Consider the following 18,229-nt stretch of genomic DNA (forward strand, 5'->3'; position numbering starts at 1 on the left):
GGGTCGTGAAGGATTCGAACCTTCGACCAATTGGTTAAAAGCCAACTGCTCTACCGACTGAGCTAACGACCCGCTCGACACTGCTTTGATCTCATCACCACCGGAAGTGGTGGGTCGTGAAGGATTCGAACCTTCGACCAATTGGTTAAAAGCCAACTGCTCTACCGACTGAGCTAACGACCCGGAGATCCGGCGTTCTGGAGGTTTGGTGGGTCGTGAAGGATTCGAACCTTCGACCAATTGGTTAAAAGCCAACTGCTCTACCGACTGAGCTAACGACCCATTCCAGATTGCCCTCAACACCGCCTTGGCTGCGCTGAGGGCGCCTATAATACCTTTTTCAGTTATCCATGCAAGCGCAAATTCCCGAAACTTTTGCCGTTTGCATGAAAAACAGCCCAAGAGACTGTTTTATGGATTAAAACCGTTTAAAGGGCATTCAATTGCTGCTGTGCAATGCGTGCAGCAGCACTGTTTGCATACTCTTTTACCACTTTGCGATAGAGGTTTTTAGCGCCAACGGTATCGCCTTTTTTCTCGGCGATTAACCCCAGCTTCACCAGGCTGTCACCGCGTTTGCTGGAGTCAGGATACTTCTCCACTACCACGGTAAACGCGCCTCGGGCTTCATCCAGCTCGTTCTTATTATAGAGCAGCTGACCTAGCCAATAGTTGGCGTTATCTGTGTAGTTAGAGCCGGGAAATTGCTTGATGAAACTGCGAAACGCACTGATAGCCTCATCATATTTGCGCTCTTTGAGCACCAGATTGATGGCATTTTCGTAGGTGGCAGTTTCGTTAAGAGACGCTTCGACCACCTCTCCACCTGGCTGAGCAACCGCAGACGGTGTTGTAGAAACCACAGTGTCAGTCCCAGCAGCCACAACGTTAGGTTTTGCCACAGGCGCAGCCTGCAGGTTAGCTATCTCTTCATAGAGCTTGCGTTGACGCTCAAGCATCTGATTTATCTGATAGTTTTGCTGCTCAGTCAAGCCGCGCAAATCAAGAACTTCCTGCTGCAACGAATCAAGACGTCGTTGCATGTCAAAGTCAGTTTGCTGCTTGGCTTTTAATATGCGCTCAAGCTTGGCAATGCGCTCATCGGCACTGCCACCACCCAAGTCTTCAACGGGCGCAGCAGCCATTGCCTGCCCCGCCAGTAAAAGTGCTGTCAGTAATACGCTCTTTTTCATCAATCCTCCCTGCTATTTACCTCAGTACACCAACACCGCACGGCGGTTACGTGAGAAGCTGTCGTCACTGCGAGACAGATCCTGAGGTTTTTCTTCACCGTAGCTGACAATGCTCATCTGAGCTGGCTGAACCCCCATAGACTGCAGATACTTGGCCACAGCCTTGGCACGACGCTCGCCCAACGCAATGTTGTACTCAGGGGTACCACGCTCGTCCGAGTGACCTTCAATCAGAATACGTACTGATGGGTTTTCCAGCAGGTAGTTACCGTGGGCCATCAGGATATCTGCGGCCAGAGGAGACACTTCACTGCGGTCAAAATCGAAGTAGATGATGTTCTCGCGGCGCAGTTCTTCCTGCTTTTGGCGCATTTGCTCTTCTGGCGTCAACATACCACCAACGCTACCGGTTTCAATGCCGCCCACACCGGCACCGCTTCCGCCGATGCTGCTGGATGAGCCTGTAGCATCAGTCGCAGAATCGGTTGAGCTACAAGCAGACAGAGCCATAACAGGCGCCACTACCAGCAGAGCTTTAAGCAGTTTGTTCAATTCCATTTTTAAATCCTTTAAACGATCAATATGATAATTTGGTTACTGGAAGGGTGACCAGGCAGGTGACTTCACCTCACCCTGACCAACCGGCAATCTTGCCTTAAAGCGTCCATCCGTGGACACGGCAGCGAGCACCTGCCGGCCCTGATGCGTGGTACCATAAATCACCATAGTGCCATTGGGCGCCACGCTGGGGGATTCGTCCAGACGGGTCGAAGTCAACACTTGCATGAAACGGGTTTCCAAATCCATGCGGGCAATGTTAAACCGGCCGTTGGTACGATTCACAAAAATCAGATTACGACCATCGGGAGTGATGGAGCCACCAAGATTCCACTCACCATCGAAAGTCAAACGGGTCAGCTTACTCGAGTCCAGTTCCACCTTATATAGCTGTGGACGACCGCCACGCTCAGAGGTGATCAACAGTGATTTACCATCAGGGAACCAGCTGGGTTCAGTATCAATGGCATAGTGATTGGTAACACGACGAATAGCCTTGGTCGCAATATCAATGGTGTAGATTTCACTCTGACCATCTTTGGACAGGGTCACCGCCAAGGTTTTGCCATCAGGCGAGAAGCTGGGCGCACCATTAATACCGGGGAAACTCGACACCTTGATCCGTTCCTGGGTAAATAAATCCTGAACAAAAATCTCGGCCTTACGATTTTCGAAGCTTACATAAGCCAGACGACGGCCATCTGGCGACCAGGCCGGTGACATCAATGGCTCCGGTGACCGCAGCAGCATTTTTTCGTTATAGCCATCATAATCGGCAACAGTAAGCTGATAAGGCGTTTTGTCACCGTGGTTAACCACCACATAAGCGATGCGGGTTAAGAAAGCGCCGCGGATACCGGTCAGCTTCTCATAGACGATATCGCTGATACGATGGCCGTACTGACGAAACTGAGCGGCGGTGATGACAGTTTGACGGCTGTCGAGCACCAGATCCTGCTTGTTCAGCGGCGCCTGACCTGCCAATTGCGCCTTGAGCAAGTCAATTAAATCGAAAGTGACCAAATACTGATCCGGACCATAAGGCTTGATAGCACCCATCACTGCCGCTTCGGCATTTACACCACTCCATTTCTGGGGCGAAAACTCAGCCAGGGTTGCAATACCATTTTGTGGTAAGCCCAGATTGTCGAGCACTTTGAAAGTGCCACTGCGGGTTAGGTCTGACTCAACCACATCAGATATTTGTGACGGTATCGGGCCTGAGCCCTGCCATACAAAGGGAACCACCACGATAGGACGGGCAGCATCCACCCCTTCGGTGATAACAATATCCAGTGCGGCCTTTACGGGCAAAGACAAGGCTGCCAGCACCAGCAGCGCCCACTTTGGGATGATCTTCATGAAACTCCTTTAGAATTCCGGTTGCACAGTTAAATTGATTTCTTTCATCAGCTGATATACCTCAGGCTCCGGCGACACCGGCAGGCGGCCTGCCTTGGTAATAGCAGCTTTGGCGGCGCGGCATACCACGCCATCCCCTTCTCTTGCTTCAGCCGTGGTGACAAAACCATCGCTGGCGAGACGGATAAACATCTTACAGCTCTTGCCACGCATGGACTCGTCCACCACCAGATGGCGTTGAATTGTCGCTTTAATCATGGCGGTGTATCTGTCACGCTCAGACACCATCTGGCGATTGCGGGCCGCATTGATGGTGGACTGCTCTGCAGCCATCATATCAGCCAGTTCCTGCTCGCGTCGTGCAGCTTCTTCAGCGGCCTTGCGTTTACGCTCTTCTTCCGCTTTACGCTTGGCCTCTTCCTCAGCCTTACGCTTGGCTTCCGCTTCTTTGCGCTTACGTTCTTCTTCTGCCTTACGCTTGCGATCTTCTTCTGCTTTTTTGGCTGCCGCTTCTTCGGCCTTGCGTTTCTCTTCGGCTTTCTTAGCCGCTTCTTCGGCTACCTTACGCTCAGATTCCTTGCGAGCCCGCTCTTCTTCCGCTTTTTTCGCGTCAGCCTTGGCTTGCTGTTCTTTACGCTTGGCGTCTTCAATGGCCTTTTGGGTTTCGATTTCTTGTTGCTTACGCTCAACTTCGAGCTGCCTCAACCTGGCCTGCTCCTGCTCACGGGCTTTTTTGGCTTCTTCAGCCTTACGTTCAAGCTCCGCTTGCCGCGCTTGCTCGCGACGCTCAGCGTCGCGCTTTTCCTGCTTAATTTTTTCTGCCGCAGCGGCCACCTTTTGCTGATCCACGAGTACGGCCTGCACCGGGGCTGCGGCAGCGGGTTCAGGGGTTTCAAGCTTCTTGGTGAAAAAATCCAGCGCACCCAGTGCCAGAACCAGAATAAGGCCAATGTGCACTGCCAGTGAAATAGCCACTGGCAGGGTTAAGCTGGAATGTGACTTCTTAGCGGACACCCTGTTACTTCTCCTGTGGCGAATCCGTCATTAACCCTACCGAAGGCACTCCTGCCTTTTGCAAGGTCACCATCAATTGAATGACTTCTTCATAGGGAATGGTGCGATCGGCCTTCACAACAACTGGTCGCTCAGGTTCCAGCAATATCACGGCGGCAACCTGAGTTGCAACGTCTTCCAGCGTCAGTATGTCCTTGTCACTGCTGCCACTGCCGATATCCAGGTAATAGTCACCATTGGCATCGATAGAGGCAACTACCGGTGGTTTACTGTCGGTGGACAAGGCCTCGGCCTCACCGGTTGGCAGGTCTACCTTTACGCCCTGAGTCACAATTGGCGCCGTCGCCATAAAAATAATCAGCAGCACCAGCATCACGTCGATATAAGGCACGACGTTGATTTCCGCCACGGGCCGGCGCCGCTTGCGCTGGTATCCGTGCATCAGGCGGTCTCCTTCTCGGCATAGGCCTGACGGTGCAGAATACTGGAGAACTCTTCCATAAAGTTCACATAAGCGCCTTCCAGTTTTTCCACGTCGGTGGAGAAACGGTTATAGAAAATCACCGCCGGAATCGCCGCCGCCAGACCCATGGCAGTGGCAATCAGTGCTTCGGCAATGGCTGGCGCCACAATGCCCAGCGTTGGGTTTTGCACTGCGCCCAATGCGATAAAGGCGTTCATGATGCCCCACACAGTACCGAAGAGGCCGATATAAGGGCTGGTTGAACCAATGGTAGCCAGCAGTGGCAAATGGTTTTCCAGTTTTTCAAGCTCACGGGACAGGGTCACCCGCATAGCGCGGTAAGTACCGTCCATCACGGCACCAGGCACCCGGGCAGACAGACGCGACAGGCGTGAGTACTCTTTAAAGCCGGTGACAAACATAGCTTCCAGGCCGGTATTGGCGTCACCTCGGGCCGAGAGTTCCTGATACAGGCGGTTAAGATCAACCCCTGACCAGAACTTATCTTCAAATTTAACCGAGCGGGCTCTGGCAGCTTGCAGCAAATTACGGCGCTGTAAAATCACTGCCCATGAGAGCACAGACAGCCCCATCAGGATCAGCATAACCAGCTTTACCAGTAAGCTCGCCTGTAAAAACAGTCCCAAAAACGAAATATCAGCGTGCACCTTGTGTTAACTCCTGCGCTATATGGGGTGGGATGGCATGGGGCCGCATCTTCGACAATGCCACGCAGGCAACCACTATGTGTCCCTCGCAGTAACAGGTGCCGGCCTCATCCATAAGTCGTTGTTCAAAAACCATCGAGGCTTTCTTCATTTCTATGACAGCGGAATGCACAAAAAGATTCTGTTCGAAGCGTGCCGCTTTGCGAAATTCAATCTCAGCCCGTTTAACCACAAATGCGATATCGTCGCCAAGCAATGCCGTTTGACTAATGCCAAGTGAACGCAACCATTCACTGCGGGCACGCTCGAAAAAATTCAAGTAGTTAGAGTGATATACCACCCCACCGGCATCGGTATCTTCGTAGTATATGGAAATCGGCCAAACAAACATCGAAAATGCGCACAAACTCTGTGGTAAAAGTGAGGCTTACTATACCTAGCCAAGCACAGATTGTGAATGGTCTGACTAGCGGCAACTGTAAAGAAAAATAAATGATAAAAGGGGCCGAAGCCCCTTGTATCAAAGTGGTTTTTGTGCGTTTTGCACTCAGAGCTTCTCGGGCAAAGTCAAACCGAAGTTTTGCCACAGAAACGCATAGATATCGGCAAACTCGGCAATCTGCATTGAGGTCGGTTTACCGGCACCATGACCCGCCTTGGATTCGATTCGCATGATAACCGGCGCATCCCCCTGCTGCTTTGCCTGCAGCATGGCACCAAACTTAAAGCTGTGCAGTGGCACCACCCGATCGTCATGGTCAGCTGTCATTACCATAGTGGCAGGATAAGCCTGTTCCTTAACATTGTGATAAGGCGAGTAAGCCAGCAGATATGGGAAGTCTGCGGCATTGTCAGCACTACCGTATTCCGCGGTCCAGGCCCAGCCAATGGTGAACTTTTGGAAGCGCAGCATATCCAGTACGCCCACGGCCGGCAGGATGGCGGCGAACAGATCGGGACGTTGAGTCACAGCGGCGCCCATCAACAGGCCTCCGTTACTGCGACCATAAGCGCCAAGTTTGCCGCTGTTGGTATAGTTTTCGCTGATAAGGTATTCGGCGGCGGCAAAGTAGTCGTCAAACACGTTCTGCTTTTTACCGAACATACCGGCCTTATGCCACTCTTCACCATATTCGCTGCCACCACGAAGCGCAGGGACGGCATAGATACCGCCCATATCCAGCCAGGCAATGGTCGCGGGGCTGAAGCGCGGGGTCATGGAAATAGAAAAACCGCCGTAGGCATACAGGAGTGTTGGGTTGTTGCCGTCTTTTTTCAGCCCCTTCCTGTAGCTCACCAGCATCGGAATGCGGGTGCCATCTTTGCTGGTGTAAAACACCTGCTCAGACACATAGTCATCCGGGTTGAACGACACCTTGGGCGCGCTGAACAGCTCGTTGGTGCCCTTGTTCAAGTCATACTTGTAGATGGTTTGCGGCTGTACGTAGCTGTTGAACACATAATAGAAGTAAGGCTTGCTGGCCTTGCCATAAGGTCCGGCAATTTTACCCTTGCCTGGCAGCACCACATCTTCACGCTTAACACCATCCAGATTGTAGATAGACAGCTGACCCAATACGTCATGCAGGTAGCTCACTACCAGATGCTCACTGATGATGCTGACGGCAGCAATAGGGTCCTGACTTTCCGGCACTATGGTACGCCAGCTGTCTTTACCGGGCTTGCGGGTATCCACGGCAATGATACGGCCTTTAGGGGCATCAAGGTCGGTCTTGAAGTAGAACACAGGGCCTTCGTTGCCAAGGAACTGATACTCGGCTTCAAGCTCACTCATCAGTTCAACCACTTTCAGGCTGCGATCTTTGAGCGGCTTGTAAAAGAAGCGGTTGCGGCTGTCGGTGCCCACAGAAATGCTGATGAGCAAAAAGTTGCCATCGTCAGACTCGGATGCGGAGAAGCCCCAATCCGGGTTATCCGGGCGCTCATAAACCAGGGTATCCTTGGCCTGGTCGTCACCGAGGCGGTGGAAATACACTTTCTGGTTGTAGTTCACATCCGAGAGGATATCGCCACCAGCGGGCGCGTCATAACGGGAGTAGTACACGCCGGTATTGTCATGGTTCCACTCGGCACTTGAAAATTTAATCCACTTCAAGCTATCGCCGAGTTTGCGGCCGCTGGCCACATCGATAAAGGCCCACTCCTGCCAGTCAGAACCGGACTTGGATACACCGTAGGCAAGTGTTTTGCCATCGCCGCTCACTGACACGCCGGACAAGGCCACTGTGCCATCGGCAGACAGTTTATTGGGGTCCAGCAGCACACGCTCGGCGGTGCCCTTTTCACTCACATAAAGTACGTTTTGCGATTGCAGTCCGTCGTTACGAAAAATGAAGCGATTTTCACCATGTTCGAACGGCGCGCCGACTTTTTCGAAGTTCCACAGTTCGGTAATGCGGTCAACCACCACCTGCTTGTTGGGGATCTGTGCCAAATAGTCATCGCCGAACGCCTGCTGGCGTTTTACCCAGTCTTCGGTGGCTGGGCTGTTTTCTTCAAGCCAGCGATAAGGGTCAGCCACATTGACACCGTGGATTTCTTCAACCACGGCACTGGCTTGTGATGCAGGATAGGCCATGGCGCGGCTATCGGACGCGACGGCCGTGTCTTTTGAATGGCAGCCGCCGAGTCCCAGGGCAAGGCCCAGGGTCAGCAGGCTGAGAGTGCTGATTCTGCTTGTCATTTTTATAAATCCTTTGGATTGCGTTGCATTGCCGCTGCCAACTATACCCCCAAATAAAGCGCTGACAACGGCAAACGGTTGGTCGGGTGAAACTTTGTACAAAGGCACTTGTTAATGCTCTCGTAACATATTGAATCGAAGCAATACGCTTTTTTATGCTCAGCACCTGCTTAAATAACCATTTTAAGGGGGTTTACGGCAATTTATTGACGGAGATCACTAAATTATGAATTAGTTTTTCTAATCTCAAATTCCAATTTTTCTCGTTTGTTGTTCTCATCCGACCTGACTAAAATGGCCACGTTTTCCGGAAGTGTCTGCTGCGTCAGATTGTGAAAACAAAGAACATTTTATCGCTGTGTCCGACACATCGATATCATCCCTGGTTCTTATGCTTGACTTCCTTCCTTCCTTCAATTTGTTGATTGCAATGCTTATTCTTTTGCGGCCCGCTTGGTTTCAAGCGGGCTTTTTTTATCCGTCATTTTTATCAGTTCGGTAACAAAAAGGCCGCTTGCAGCGGCCTTGGGGCATCAACAGCCGACAGGCAATTAAATCGATTTAGTGATTTGCACTACCACCCGACGGTTACGTGCTCGTTCATCAGCACCGAGATTGGACGCAACATGGCGGGTCTCACCATGGCCTTCGGTTTGAATGCGGTTGGCGGGAATGCCTTTGCTGACGAAAAAGTCTTTCACCGAGGCGGCGCGCTTATCCGACACCTTTTGGTTAATGCTGCGTCCACCGTAGCTGTCGGTGTAAGCATTGATAACGATCAGCTCCACCTCTGGATCCTGACTTAAATACTCCTGCACCCGGGCAAGCTGGGCCTTGGAAAAGCGGGTCAGCTCAGTGCCACCGGCCTCATAATTAAGCACAGTAAAGGCAATGTCATCGAAGCTGTAAGGCAACAGCGCTGACAAACACTGACGAAATTCACTGTATTGACGGCGAAAATTGGCGGCGGATAAACCCACGGCAACCTTGTTGTCGCTGTTATACCAATCGGCGTAGTAAAAGGTGGGCTCTCGGCCACGCTCAAGCTCGGTGAGCATCGACCAGGCTGCCTTTTTAGGCACTTCTCCGTTGAAGTCTTTCATGTAACTAAGGCGGGTGATGTTTTTTTGCTGCTCACCGGGGCGCCAGGCAGGCGCCTTACTGACCAAGGTTGCCTGAGTCGCCGCATCCGGCTTGGTCCACATATCCAGGGTAAACAACAGGTTTTGCTCTTTACCCGCGGCACTGGAAAACACCGCCTTGCCGTATGCAGGAATATCATGCTCAAGGGAGCAGCGAATGCGGGAATTCTCCGACAGTCGCCAATGCGAGTCGTCTATGGATGCCACATAATGACGCATGTCCGCCGCCGCCCCTAAAGGCAACAGTAACACGGGAACCACAAGGCATTTACGCCACCAATTACACCACATAAGAAATCTCACCTGAGTGTGCCTACCTTGAGGGTATCGACCAAAACAAGGGTTTCTTTAGCCTGGATTTTGTACAATCAAACATGACAGCCCGTTTTGCTTTTAGCATAATAGCGCCCTTTGAAATTGCCAGAGAGTTCTGATGTCCGACGCCTTCAACCCCAACAAGCTCAAATACAGGTTCCGTGGCTATTATCCCGTGGTTATCGATGTGGAGACCGCCGGTTTCAATGCCCAGACCGATGCCTTGCTGGAAATTGCCGTCACCTTGCTGAAAATGGATGATGAGGGTGTACTGGGTCTGGACAAGACACTGCATTTCCATATCGAACCCTTCGAGGGAGCCAATCTGGAACCGGCCGCGCTGGCTTTTAATGGCATTGATCCCAATAATCCGCTGCGCGGCGCTGTCAGCGAAAAAGAAGCCTTTTTGGAAATATTCAAAGCAGTGCGTAAAGGCATGAAGGCCAGCGATTGCCACCGCGCCGTGGTGGTCGCCCACAACGCCGCCTTTGACCATGGATTTGTCACCAAAGCCATAGATCGCAGCGGCGTGAAGCGCACTCCGTTCCACCCCTTTGCCACCTTCGATACCGCCTGTCTGTCTGGCTTAGCCCTTGGCCACACTGTACTCGCCCAGGCCTGTAAAATCGCCGGCATTCCTTTTGACAATAAAGAAGCCCACAGCGCCCTTTATGATACCGAGCGCACTGCCGAGCTGTTTTGTCATATAGTTAACCGCTGGAAAGCCCTTGGTGGCTGGCCTCTGGCTGCAAGCCTGGACGAAGACGAAAGTGCAGTAGCAGAGGCTGATGGAGAAGCTGGGACAGATGAATAACCGTCACAGTTCCCGGAGTTAGTACATCAATTGCCACCAGCAAGATGCAAAAAAGCCGCCCTTGGGCGGCTTTTTAAATTCAGGCATTTACGCCACAAGCATTACAGGTCGTCAGCGTTTTCGCTCAGGTAAGCAGCAACGCCGTCAGGGTTGGCGTTCATACCTTTCTTACCTTTTACCCAACCGGCTGGGCACACTTCACCGTGTTCTTCGTGGAATTGCAGCGCATCAATCATACGCAGCATTTCGTCAACGTTACGGCCCAGTGGCAGATCGTTCACAACCTGGTGACGAACCATGCCTTCTTTATCGATCAGGAAAGAACCACGGAAAGCCACACCGGCTTCTGGATGCTCAACGTCATACGCTTGGCAGATTTCGTGCTTAACGTCAGCAACCAGAGTGTACTTAACAGGGCCGATACCACCCTTTTCCACCGGGGTGTTACGCCATGCGTTGTGGCTGAACTGAGAGTCGATAGACACACCAATCACTTCAACGCCACGCTTGGTGAACTCTTCCATGCGGTGATCAAAAGCGATCAGCTCAGAAGGGCAAACGAAGGTAAAGTCGAGTGGGTAGAAGAAAACCACGGCTGGCTTGCCCTTGATGGCAGCAGTCAGGTTGAAGTTGTCAACGATTTCGCCTGAACCCAGAACGGCAGCAGCAGTAAAATCGGGGGCCTTGCGACCTACTAATACGCTCATTGGTAACCTCCATCTATGGATTGAGCTATGGATAATACGAACTTTCCTGTTTGATATTCAGCATTATAAGAGGTGCCCGTACGCTTACAACCCAAATCGGCGTAATATCACACAATTGCCATACAGAAGGAGCCGGAAGCGTATTTTATCGCCGCAATGCCCTTATACAGATCACGGTCTTTGCATCTTTGGAACGCCTCGGGATCACAATTGCCAAATTTCAGCGTCATTTCAGGCACGCTGCTGGACAAGCGTGGAAAAGACTGTCAAAAATAACCCTTTTGACTAAATGAAGACTTTTTCATGATGAACTCCGTGGTTATTGCGGTTTGCCTGATGCTGGGCCTGAGCCTTGCTCGGGTAAACGTGGTTATTGCGCTGACGATCAGCGCCCTGGCTGCTGGGCTGTGGGGCGGGATGGAATTATCGGCCACCATAGATGCCTTTAATACAGGCCTTGGGGGAGGCGCTCAAATCGCCCTGAGTTATGCGCTGCTTGGCGCCTTTGCGGTTGCCCTGTCCCATTCCGGGCTCACCACTGTAATTTCACAGTCGGTAATCAAAAAACTGGGGCGCGAAGATGATGCCAAAGCCCTGAGCACTGTGCGCATGTTATTGTTGCTGGCTCTGCTGGCCATGGCCATGGCCTCCCAGAACATATTGCCAATCCACATTGCCTTTATTCCCATTCTGGTGCCGCCGCTGCTGCACCTGATGTCAAAGCTTAAGCTCGACCGCCGCCTGGTGGCCTGTGTGCTGACCTTTGGTCTTGTGACCACTTATATGGTGCTGCCTGTGGGTTTTGGTGGCATTTTCCTTAACGATATTCTGCTCGCCAATTTGACTGGCAATGGACTTGAAGCCAGCCGCGAGCAGATTCCCGGTGCCATGCTCATTCCCGCTATTGGCATGATTTTGGGACTTTTGGTGGCGGTATTCATCAGCTACCGCAAACCCAGAGACTATGTGGAAGAAACCATTCTTACCGCCGAGCCCGAAAGCAAAATCAATGCTCGAAGCCTGATAGTGGCTGTTATCGCTGTGATTGCGACCCTGGCGGTACAGCTGTACACGGATTCGATGATTTTCGGTGCCCTGATTGGCTTTATGGTGTTCAGCCTCTCCGGCGCCCTCAAGCATGTGGCGGATCAGGATATATTCACCCAAGGCGTGCGCATGATGGCCAATATTGGCTTTATCATGATTGCCGCGGCTGGCTTTGCCGCTGTGGTGAAAGCCACCGGTGATGTGGCTACTCTGGTGTCGTCATTGAGTGACCTGATTGGCAATAACAAGGCGCTGGCGGCTTTTTTGATGCTGTTGGTTGGTCTGCTTATCACCATGGGCATAGGCTCATCTTTCTCCACTATTCCCATTATTGCTACCATCTATGTGCCGCTGGCGCTGTCGTTTGGCTTCTCCGTGCCCGCCACCATTGCTTTGGTGGGCACCGCAGCAGCGCTGGGAGATGCTGGCTCACCGGCGTCCGACTCTACGCTCGGCCCTACTGCGGGACTCAATGCCGATGGTCAGCACGATCATATGCGCGACAGCGTGATCCCAACCTTTATCCACTACAACATCCCACTGCTGGTGTTTGGCTGGATAGCGGCCATGGTGCTGTAACGCTTATTCAGGTAACAAATAAAGCGCCCTTGGGCGCTTTTTTTGTTACTGCTATGTATTACTTGGTGCCGAAAATCTTGTCACCGGCATCACCAAGACCAGGCAGGATATAGCCTTTTTCATTCAGGCACTTATCAACGGCAGCAGTGTACAATTCCACATCAGGGTGCGCCTTTTCAAGTGCGGCAATACCTTCCGGAGCCGCCACCAACACCAGGGCTTTTATCTGCTTGCAACCACGGCTTTTCAGCAAATCGATGGTGGCAATCATAGAGCCGCCGGTTGCCAGCATGGGGTCAACCACCAGGGCGATACGCTCATCTACATTGCTGCACAGCTTTTCAAAATATGGCACAGGCTCGAGGGTTTCTTCGTCACGGTAAATACCCACCACAGAGATACGGGCGCTGGGGATGTGTTCAAGCACACCATCCATCATGCCGAGCCCTGCGCGCAAAATAGGTACCACAGTGACTTTTTTGCCTTTAATCTGATCCACTTCCACCGGGCCATTCCAGCCTTCGATGGTGACGGTTTCGGTTTCAAAGTCAGCGGTGGCTTCGTAGGTGAGCAGACTGCCCACTTCGGCGGCGAGTTCACGGAAACGTTTGGTGCTGATATCACCTTCTCTCATCAGACCAATTTTGTGGCGAACCAGAGGATGCTTAACTTCGACAACTTTCATGTCTCACTCCTGTGCATTTGGCATTTTTTGGGCAAATTTTTTCGATTTTAGTGCATTTGTTCTTTAGATAAAACAGAAAGTTTTACGAAAGCGTTGAATCGTGAACTAAGTCGCTTCCCTGCTGGCGAAAACCGCCGCTTAAAACCAAAACTGCCCTTTCGACACCCCACACAAACTGGTAGAATACGCCCCCAATAAAAACCACTCGATGTACCCTATCTAGAGGACCCTCTGTGAGCACTCCTACTCCACTGAGCTACAAAGACGCCGGTGTCGATATCGACGCAGGCAATGCACTGGTTCAAAACATCAAGTCTGCCGTTAAGCGTACCCGCCGCCCTGAGGTGATGGGTAACCTGGGTGGTTTTGGTGCCCTGTGTGAACTGCCTTCCAAATACAAGCATCCTGTTCTGGTGTCAGGTACTGACGGTGTGGGAACCAAACTGCGTCTGGCTATCGACTTCAAGAGCCACGACACTGTTGGCGTGGATCTGGTTGCCATGTGTGTGAACGACCTGATAGTTCAGGGCGCAGAGCCGCTGTTCTTCCTCGACTACTACGCCACCGGCAAGCTGGACGTGGAAACTGCCACCTCCGTGGTAAACGGTATCGGTGAAGGTTGCTTCCAGTCTGGTTGTGCCCTTATCGGTGGTGAAACCGCCGAGATGCCCGGCATGTACGAAGGCGAAGACTACGATCTGGCCGGTTTCTGCGTTGGCGTGGTTGAGAAAGCCGACATCATCGACGGTACCAAGGTGAAAGCCGGTGATGCCCTGATTGCCCTGGCCTCAAGCGGTCCTCACTCAAACGGTTACTCGCTGATCCGTAAGGTACTGGAAGTGAGCCAGGCCGATCCCCAGATGGATCTGAACGGCAAGCCGCTTATCAAGCACCTGCTGGAGCCGACCAAGATTTATGTGAAATCACTGCTGAAACTGATTGCCGAAAACGATGTTCACGCCATGGCGCACATCACTGGCGGCGGTTTCTGGGAAAACATCCCCCGCGTTCTGCCTGAAAACTGCAAGGCCGTGGTAAAAGGTGACTCCTGGCAGTGGCCCGTGGTGTTTAACTGGCTGCAAAGCGCCGGCAACATCGAAACCTATGAAATGTATCGCACCTTCAACTGCGGCGTGGGCATGATTGTTGCCCTGCCGGCAGACAAGGTGGATGCCGCACTTGAACTGCTCAAGGCCGAAGGCGAGAACGCCTGGCACATTGGTCATATCGCCGAGCGTAACGGCGATGAAGAGCAGGTGGAGATCCTGTAATGAGTTGTCGCGTCGTCGTCCTTATCTCTGGCAGTGGCAGTAACCTGCAAGCCATTATCGACCAGTGCCATGGCCAACATGGTGTGGAGCTGGTTGGCGTTATCAGCAACAAACCCGATGCCTATGGCCTGGTACGTGCCCATCACGCCGAGATAGACACCAGTTGCGTGATCGCCCGCAAGGGTGAGAAGCGTGCGGACTATGACGCGCGTCTGACCGAGGTAATTGAAGCCTACCAGCCCGATTTAATTGTGCTGGCCGGCTTCATGCGCATCCTTTCCGATGGATTCGTTACCCGCTACCTGGGTCGTATGCTCAATATTCATCCGTCCCTGCTGCCCAAGTACACCGGCCTCGACACTCATCAGCGCGCCATTGATGCCGGTGACAGCGAGCACGGTGCCAGCGTACACTTCGTTACCCCCGAGCTGGATGCCGGCCCTGTGGTGTTGCAGGCCAAGGTGCCCATTTATGAGGGTGATGACGCTGCCCTGCTGGCCGAGCGGGTTCATGAGCAGGAGCATGCCATTTACCCTCTGGTAGTGAAATGGTTTGCCCAGGGTCGTTTGTCCATGGAAGACGACACCGCCTTCCTCGATAATGATGCCATCGGCCCGGGCGGTTATGCGCCGGATTGACATCCGCTTTCACTGATTTTCATCCACAAAAGAGGCCAGCGGCCTCTTTTGTTTTTTTACACTTCCATCACCATTCCATCCCGCCCCTTGCCCACATAGCTGCAGGCTTCAATTTATGAAGAAACTCAGCCCGATGAACAAAACAGCGAAAGTATCCGGCTGATTTTCAATCCGCCATTGAAAATGTGCACTAATTGGCATTAGATAGGCAAGCCGTCCATTATTCTCTCCTGGGACGGGGGATTAAGGATTTTTCAATGAAAAACATCATCTGTGATATCGACGGAGTTTTGCTTCACGACAACAAGCTGGTACCGGGCAGCGACAAGTTTATTCACCGGGTATTGGAGCAAGGCAATCCGCTGGTGATCCTCACCAACTATCCGGTGCAAACCGGTAAAGACCTGCAAAATCGCCTCGAAGCGGCAGGCATTAATGTGCCCGAAGAATGTTTTTACACCGCCGCCATGGCCACTGCAGACTTTTTAAAACATCAGCAAGGCAGCAAGGCGTTTGTAATTGGCGAAGGCGCCCTCACCCACGAACTTTATAAAGCCGGTTTTACCATCACCGACATCAACCCCGACTTTGTAATTGTGGGCGAAACCCGCTCCTACAACTGGGACATGATCCATAAAGCTGCCCGCTTCGTCGCAGCCGGCGCCCGCTTTATTGCCACCAATCCCGATACCCATGGCCCGGCCTATTCACCGGCCTGCGGTGCCCTGTGTGCCCCTATTGAACGTATTACCGGCCGTAAACCCTTCTATGTGGGCAAACCCAGCAGCTGGATAGTGCGCTCGGCACTCAACCATATTAACGGCCACTCAGACAATACGGTGATCATCGGCGACAATATGCGCACCGACATTCTGGCGGGCTTCCAGGCTGGGCTTGAGACCATTCTGGTGCTTTCGGGCGTCAGCCGCCTTGAAGACATCGAAAAAGAGCCATTTCGTCCCAACCATGTGTTCAACTGTGCCGGCGATATTGACGTGGTGTAAAGGTTTAACGCTGGCAGCAGCACTGCCACAGTCACAAATTGACACTAAAATTTGGCCGTTTGCCTTGTCACAGGTAAGCGGCCTTTGTCATTATGGGCGCCGCAATCAAATTCAAACAAAAACAACACAAAAATAACAAGGTACCCTATGAAACCTTTGCTCCCGCTGGGGCTTTTGCTGCTTGCGTCCTGCTCTCAGGGCGGCACGGTCAGCCAGAAAGTGCCAGAGCCGGACTTCAATGAAGCCCGTTTTCGTAATGATATCAAAGTTCTGTCATCCGACGCCTTTGAAGGCAGGGCCCCCACTACAAAGGGCGAAACCCTCACTCTCGAATACCTGACTACGGCTTTCAAAGCCGCCGGACTCAAGGGTGCCAACAATGGCAGCTTCCTGCAAAGTGTGCCCATGGTGACCTATACCGCATCAGAGCAGCAGAGCATTCGCCTCGGCAACCTGCATCCAGCCTATCGCAAAGACATAGTGCTTGGCAGCCGCCACGACAGCAGTGTTGAGATCAAGGACGCACCTTTGGTGTTTGTCGGCTACGGCATCAAGGCTCCCGAATATGACTGGGACGACTACGCCGGGCTGGATATGAATGGCAAGATTGCCGTTATTCTGGTGAACGATCCGGGGTTTGTGCTGCCTGAAGGTGGTAAATTTAAAGGTAAGGCCATGACTTATTACGGCCGCTGGGATTACAAATTTGCCGAAGCGGGCCGCCAGGGGGCACTGGGCGCTATTATCATCCACGACACGGCGCCGGCGTCTTATCCCTGGTCTGTGGTGGAAAACAGCTGGACCGGACCGCAGCAGGATCTGGTTGCAAGTCCAGACGCCTCACCCCGGGTTAAGGTAGAAGGTTGGATGCAGCTTGAGACTGCCAAGGCACTGTTCGCCGATGCCAATCTGTCCTTTGAAGCGCTCAGCCAAAAAGCCGCCGAGCACTCACTTAATCAACCCTTAGGCAAAAGCGCTGACATCGCCTTTGCCAACAGTGCCAGTTTCTCCGACAGCCACAATCTGGTGGCTACCCTGCCCGGCACCGACAAGGCCAACGAGCATATCCTCTTCACCGCCCATTGGGACCATATCGGTAAGAATGACAGCCGAGAAGGCGACAAAATCTATAACGGCGCCCTGGACAATGCCTCCGGCGTGGCAGGCATAACTGAAATAGCCCGCCAGTTCGCGGCGCTTGATGCTATGGGCTTTAAAAACCGTCGCTCCCTGACCTTTATCGCCACCACAGGCGAAGAGCAGGGGCTGCTTGGCTCACGCTATTACGCCGCACACCCGCTGTTCCCCATCGACAACAGCATTGCCGTGCTGAACCTCGACTCCACCAATGTGTATGGCCGCACCAAAGACTTCACCATAGTCGGTAAAGGCCAGTCTCAACTTGAAGACTACCTCAGCGCCGCCGCCAAGCGTCAGGGCCGAGAAGCCGTGCCGGAAAAGAACCCGGCCTCTGGCGGCTTTTTCCGCTCTGACCACTTCAGTTTTGCCAAGCTTGGCGTGCCAGCGGTATTTGCCGGTGGCGGCAGCATCCCTGCTGATGAGCCCACCGCCGCCTACAAGCTGGAGATGCAGGCCAAGATGAAAGGCTGCTATCACAATGTCTGTGATGAATACCGTGCCGAGTGGGATTTATCCGGTGCGCTGGAGGATATGGCGGTATTTTATGAAGTGGCTCGCGAGCTTGCCAACAATGATCACAGGCCCGGTTATTACCCGCTCAGCGAGTTCCATTCGCTGCGTCCGGCAAACTGACCCAACACTTTTGCCAGAATAAACTCGTGGCACCCAGGGCATCTTCGGATGCCCTGTTTATTTTGTGCGCAAACAACTTAAAGCCGCAAAAAGTTACAGTACAGCCAAGCGGTTGCCGATCTGCCAATCCCTGGCGGCATCACCGGAGTAATAATCCAGTTTCGCCAAAATACCACGCCGTATATTGACGTTTTCTCAATTCAACAGCCAATAGACATTCATTTCAATCACGCAAAACCCACTTTCAATAATGATTATTCAATATTTATATTTGCTTGTTGAGAAATTCACT

At 52.5% G+C, this 18,229-nt stretch carries 17 protein-coding genes and 3 tRNA genes; 6 read left to right on the top strand and 14 right to left on the bottom strand.

Features of this window, described 5'->3' with window-relative positions:
* The 12 genes from ABYK60_RS11805 to ABYK60_RS11860 form a co-directional block, all read right to left on the bottom strand.
* Window positions 1-72, bottom strand: a tRNA-Lys gene (locus tag ABYK60_RS11805).
* A 35-nt stretch (window positions 73-107) separates the two neighbouring features.
* Window positions 108-183: transfer RNA gene (locus ABYK60_RS11810), tRNA-Lys, on the bottom strand.
* A 23-nt stretch (window positions 184-206) separates the two neighbouring features.
* Window positions 207-282, bottom strand: a tRNA-Lys gene (locus tag ABYK60_RS11815).
* A 146-nt stretch (window positions 283-428) separates the two neighbouring features.
* Entirely contained in the window at window positions 429-1,193 is a 765-nt protein-coding gene (gene ybgF / locus ABYK60_RS11820) for a tol-pal system protein YbgF (RefSeq protein WP_372872223.1), read from the bottom strand.
* 21 nt (window positions 1,194-1,214) lie between these two features.
* Window positions 1,215-1,751, bottom strand: coding sequence for a peptidoglycan-associated lipoprotein Pal (pal, locus tag ABYK60_RS11825; protein WP_372872224.1), 537 nt, complete (start codon window positions 1,749-1,751; stop codon window positions 1,215-1,217).
* 36 nt (window positions 1,752-1,787) lie between these two features.
* Entirely contained in the window at window positions 1,788-3,113 is a 1,326-nt protein-coding gene (tolB, locus tag ABYK60_RS11830; RefSeq protein ID WP_372872225.1) for a Tol-Pal system beta propeller repeat protein TolB, read from the bottom strand.
* A 9-nt stretch (window positions 3,114-3,122) separates the two neighbouring features.
* The gene (gene tolA, locus ABYK60_RS11835) at window positions 3,123-4,127 is read right to left on the bottom strand and encodes a cell envelope integrity protein TolA (RefSeq protein WP_372872226.1); all 1,005 of its coding nucleotides are present in this window, start codon (window positions 4,125-4,127) and stop codon (window positions 3,123-3,125) included.
* A gap of 4 nt (window positions 4,128-4,131) precedes the next feature.
* Entirely contained in the window at window positions 4,132-4,572 is a 441-nt protein-coding gene (gene tolR / locus ABYK60_RS11840) for a protein TolR (RefSeq protein WP_372872255.1), read from the bottom strand.
* Window positions 4,569-5,258: a protein TolQ gene (tolQ, locus tag ABYK60_RS11845; protein ID WP_372872227.1), complete on the bottom strand. Its 690-nt coding sequence runs from the start codon at window positions 5,256-5,258 to the stop codon at window positions 4,569-4,571. The genes tolR and tolQ overlap by 4 nt, the downstream gene beginning before the upstream one ends.
* On the bottom strand, window positions 5,248-5,649 hold the full coding sequence (gene ybgC / locus ABYK60_RS11850) for a tol-pal system-associated acyl-CoA thioesterase (RefSeq protein ID WP_372872228.1): 402 nt from the start codon (window positions 5,647-5,649) through the stop codon (window positions 5,248-5,250). Before ybgC ends, tolQ begins: the two co-directional genes overlap by 11 nt.
* Window positions 5,650-5,805: 156 nt before the next feature.
* Window positions 5,806-7,857, bottom strand: coding sequence for a prolyl oligopeptidase family protein (locus ABYK60_RS11855; RefSeq protein ID WP_372872256.1), 2,052 nt, complete (start codon window positions 7,855-7,857; stop codon window positions 5,806-5,808).
* Window positions 7,858-8,513: 656 nt separating this feature from the next.
* Complete coding sequence (locus tag ABYK60_RS11860) at window positions 8,514-9,323, bottom strand: OmpA family protein (protein ID WP_372872229.1); 810 nt, start codon at window positions 9,321-9,323, stop codon at window positions 8,514-8,516.
* Window positions 9,324-9,537: 214 nt separating this feature from the next.
* Between ABYK60_RS11860 and rnt the strand changes: the two genes are divergently transcribed.
* Window positions 9,538-10,233, top strand: a complete 696-nt coding sequence (gene rnt, locus ABYK60_RS11865; RefSeq protein WP_372872230.1) for a ribonuclease T — start codon at window positions 9,538-9,540, stop codon at window positions 10,231-10,233.
* A gap of 101 nt (window positions 10,234-10,334) precedes the next feature.
* Here rnt and ABYK60_RS11870 read toward each other — a convergent pair whose 3' ends face one another.
* Window positions 10,335-10,940 carry a peroxiredoxin gene (locus ABYK60_RS11870; protein WP_372872231.1) on the bottom strand — a complete coding sequence of 202 codons (606 nt, stop codon included), beginning with the start codon at window positions 10,938-10,940 and terminating at the stop codon, window positions 10,335-10,337.
* 306 nt (window positions 10,941-11,246) lie between these two features.
* On the opposite strand from ABYK60_RS11870, the gene ABYK60_RS11875 reads away from it, so the two are divergent.
* Complete coding sequence (locus ABYK60_RS11875) at window positions 11,247-12,566, top strand: Na+/H+ antiporter family protein (RefSeq protein WP_372872257.1); 1,320 nt, start codon at window positions 11,247-11,249, stop codon at window positions 12,564-12,566.
* Window positions 12,567-12,624: 58 nt separating this feature from the next.
* Here ABYK60_RS11875 and upp read toward each other — a convergent pair whose 3' ends face one another.
* Window positions 12,625-13,251, bottom strand: a complete 627-nt coding sequence (gene upp / locus ABYK60_RS11880) for a uracil phosphoribosyltransferase (protein WP_372872232.1) — start codon at window positions 13,249-13,251, stop codon at window positions 12,625-12,627.
* Window positions 13,252-13,484: 233 nt separating this feature from the next.
* Between upp and purM the strand changes: the two genes are divergently transcribed.
* From purM to ABYK60_RS11900, 4 genes are all read left to right on the top strand, one after another.
* Window positions 13,485-14,522: a phosphoribosylformylglycinamidine cyclo-ligase gene (gene purM / locus ABYK60_RS11885; protein ID WP_372872233.1), complete on the top strand. Its 1,038-nt coding sequence runs from the start codon at window positions 13,485-13,487 to the stop codon at window positions 14,520-14,522.
* Window positions 14,522-15,160, top strand: a complete 639-nt coding sequence (gene purN / locus ABYK60_RS11890) for a phosphoribosylglycinamide formyltransferase (RefSeq protein WP_372872234.1) — start codon at window positions 14,522-14,524, stop codon at window positions 15,158-15,160. The genes purM and purN overlap by 1 nt, the downstream gene beginning before the upstream one ends.
* 257 nt (window positions 15,161-15,417) lie before the next feature.
* Window positions 15,418-16,164, top strand: a complete 747-nt coding sequence (locus tag ABYK60_RS11895) for an HAD-IIA family hydrolase (protein WP_372872235.1) — start codon at window positions 15,418-15,420, stop codon at window positions 16,162-16,164.
* A 147-nt stretch (window positions 16,165-16,311) separates the two neighbouring features.
* A complete protein-coding gene (locus ABYK60_RS11900; protein WP_372872236.1) occupies window positions 16,312-17,937 on the top strand; it encodes a M28 family metallopeptidase in 1,626 nt (541 codons plus the stop codon).
* The last annotated feature ends 292 nt before the right edge of the window (window positions 17,938-18,229 follow it).

It is taken from the genome of Shewanella sp. (genome assembly GCF_041630135.1).
Lineage (GTDB): Bacteria > Pseudomonadota > Gammaproteobacteria > Enterobacterales > Shewanellaceae > Shewanella.

Excerpts from the sequence above, each read along its gene's own strand:
- purN (WP_372872234.1), top strand. The coding sequence starts at position 14,522 with ATGAGTTGTCGCGTCGTCGTCCTTATCTCTGGCAGTGGCAGTAACCTG.
- ybgC (WP_372872228.1), bottom strand. The coding sequence starts at position 5,649 with ATGTTTGTTTGGCCGATTTCCATATACTACGAAGATACCGATGCCGGT.
- ABYK60_RS11875 (WP_372872257.1), top strand. The coding sequence starts at position 11,247 with ATGAACTCCGTGGTTATTGCGGTTTGCCTGATGCTGGGCCTGAGCCTT.
- ybgF (WP_372872223.1), bottom strand. The coding sequence starts at position 1,193 with ATGAAAAAGAGCGTATTACTGACAGCACTTTTACTGGCGGGGCAGGCA.
- upp (WP_372872232.1), bottom strand. The coding sequence starts at position 13,251 with ATGAAAGTTGTCGAAGTTAAGCATCCTCTGGTTCGCCACAAAATTGGT.
- ABYK60_RS11855 (WP_372872256.1), bottom strand. The coding sequence starts at position 7,857 with ATGGCCTATCCTGCATCACAAGCCAGTGCCGTGGTTGAAGAAATCCAC.
- ABYK60_RS11860 (WP_372872229.1), bottom strand. The coding sequence starts at position 9,323 with ATGCGTCATTATGTGGCATCCATAGACGACTCGCATTGGCGACTGTCG.
- ABYK60_RS11895 (WP_372872235.1), top strand. The coding sequence starts at position 15,418 with ATGAAAAACATCATCTGTGATATCGACGGAGTTTTGCTTCACGACAAC.
- tolB (WP_372872225.1), bottom strand. The coding sequence starts at position 3,113 with ATGAAGATCATCCCAAAGTGGGCGCTGCTGGTGCTGGCAGCCTTGTCT.
- rnt (WP_372872230.1), top strand. The coding sequence starts at position 9,538 with ATGTCCGACGCCTTCAACCCCAACAAGCTCAAATACAGGTTCCGTGGC.
- pal (WP_372872224.1), bottom strand. The coding sequence starts at position 1,751 with ATGGAATTGAACAAACTGCTTAAAGCTCTGCTGGTAGTGGCGCCTGTT.
- ABYK60_RS11870 (WP_372872231.1), bottom strand. The coding sequence starts at position 10,940 with ATGAGCGTATTAGTAGGTCGCAAGGCCCCCGATTTTACTGCTGCTGCC.
- ABYK60_RS11900 (WP_372872236.1), top strand. The coding sequence starts at position 16,312 with ATGAAACCTTTGCTCCCGCTGGGGCTTTTGCTGCTTGCGTCCTGCTCT.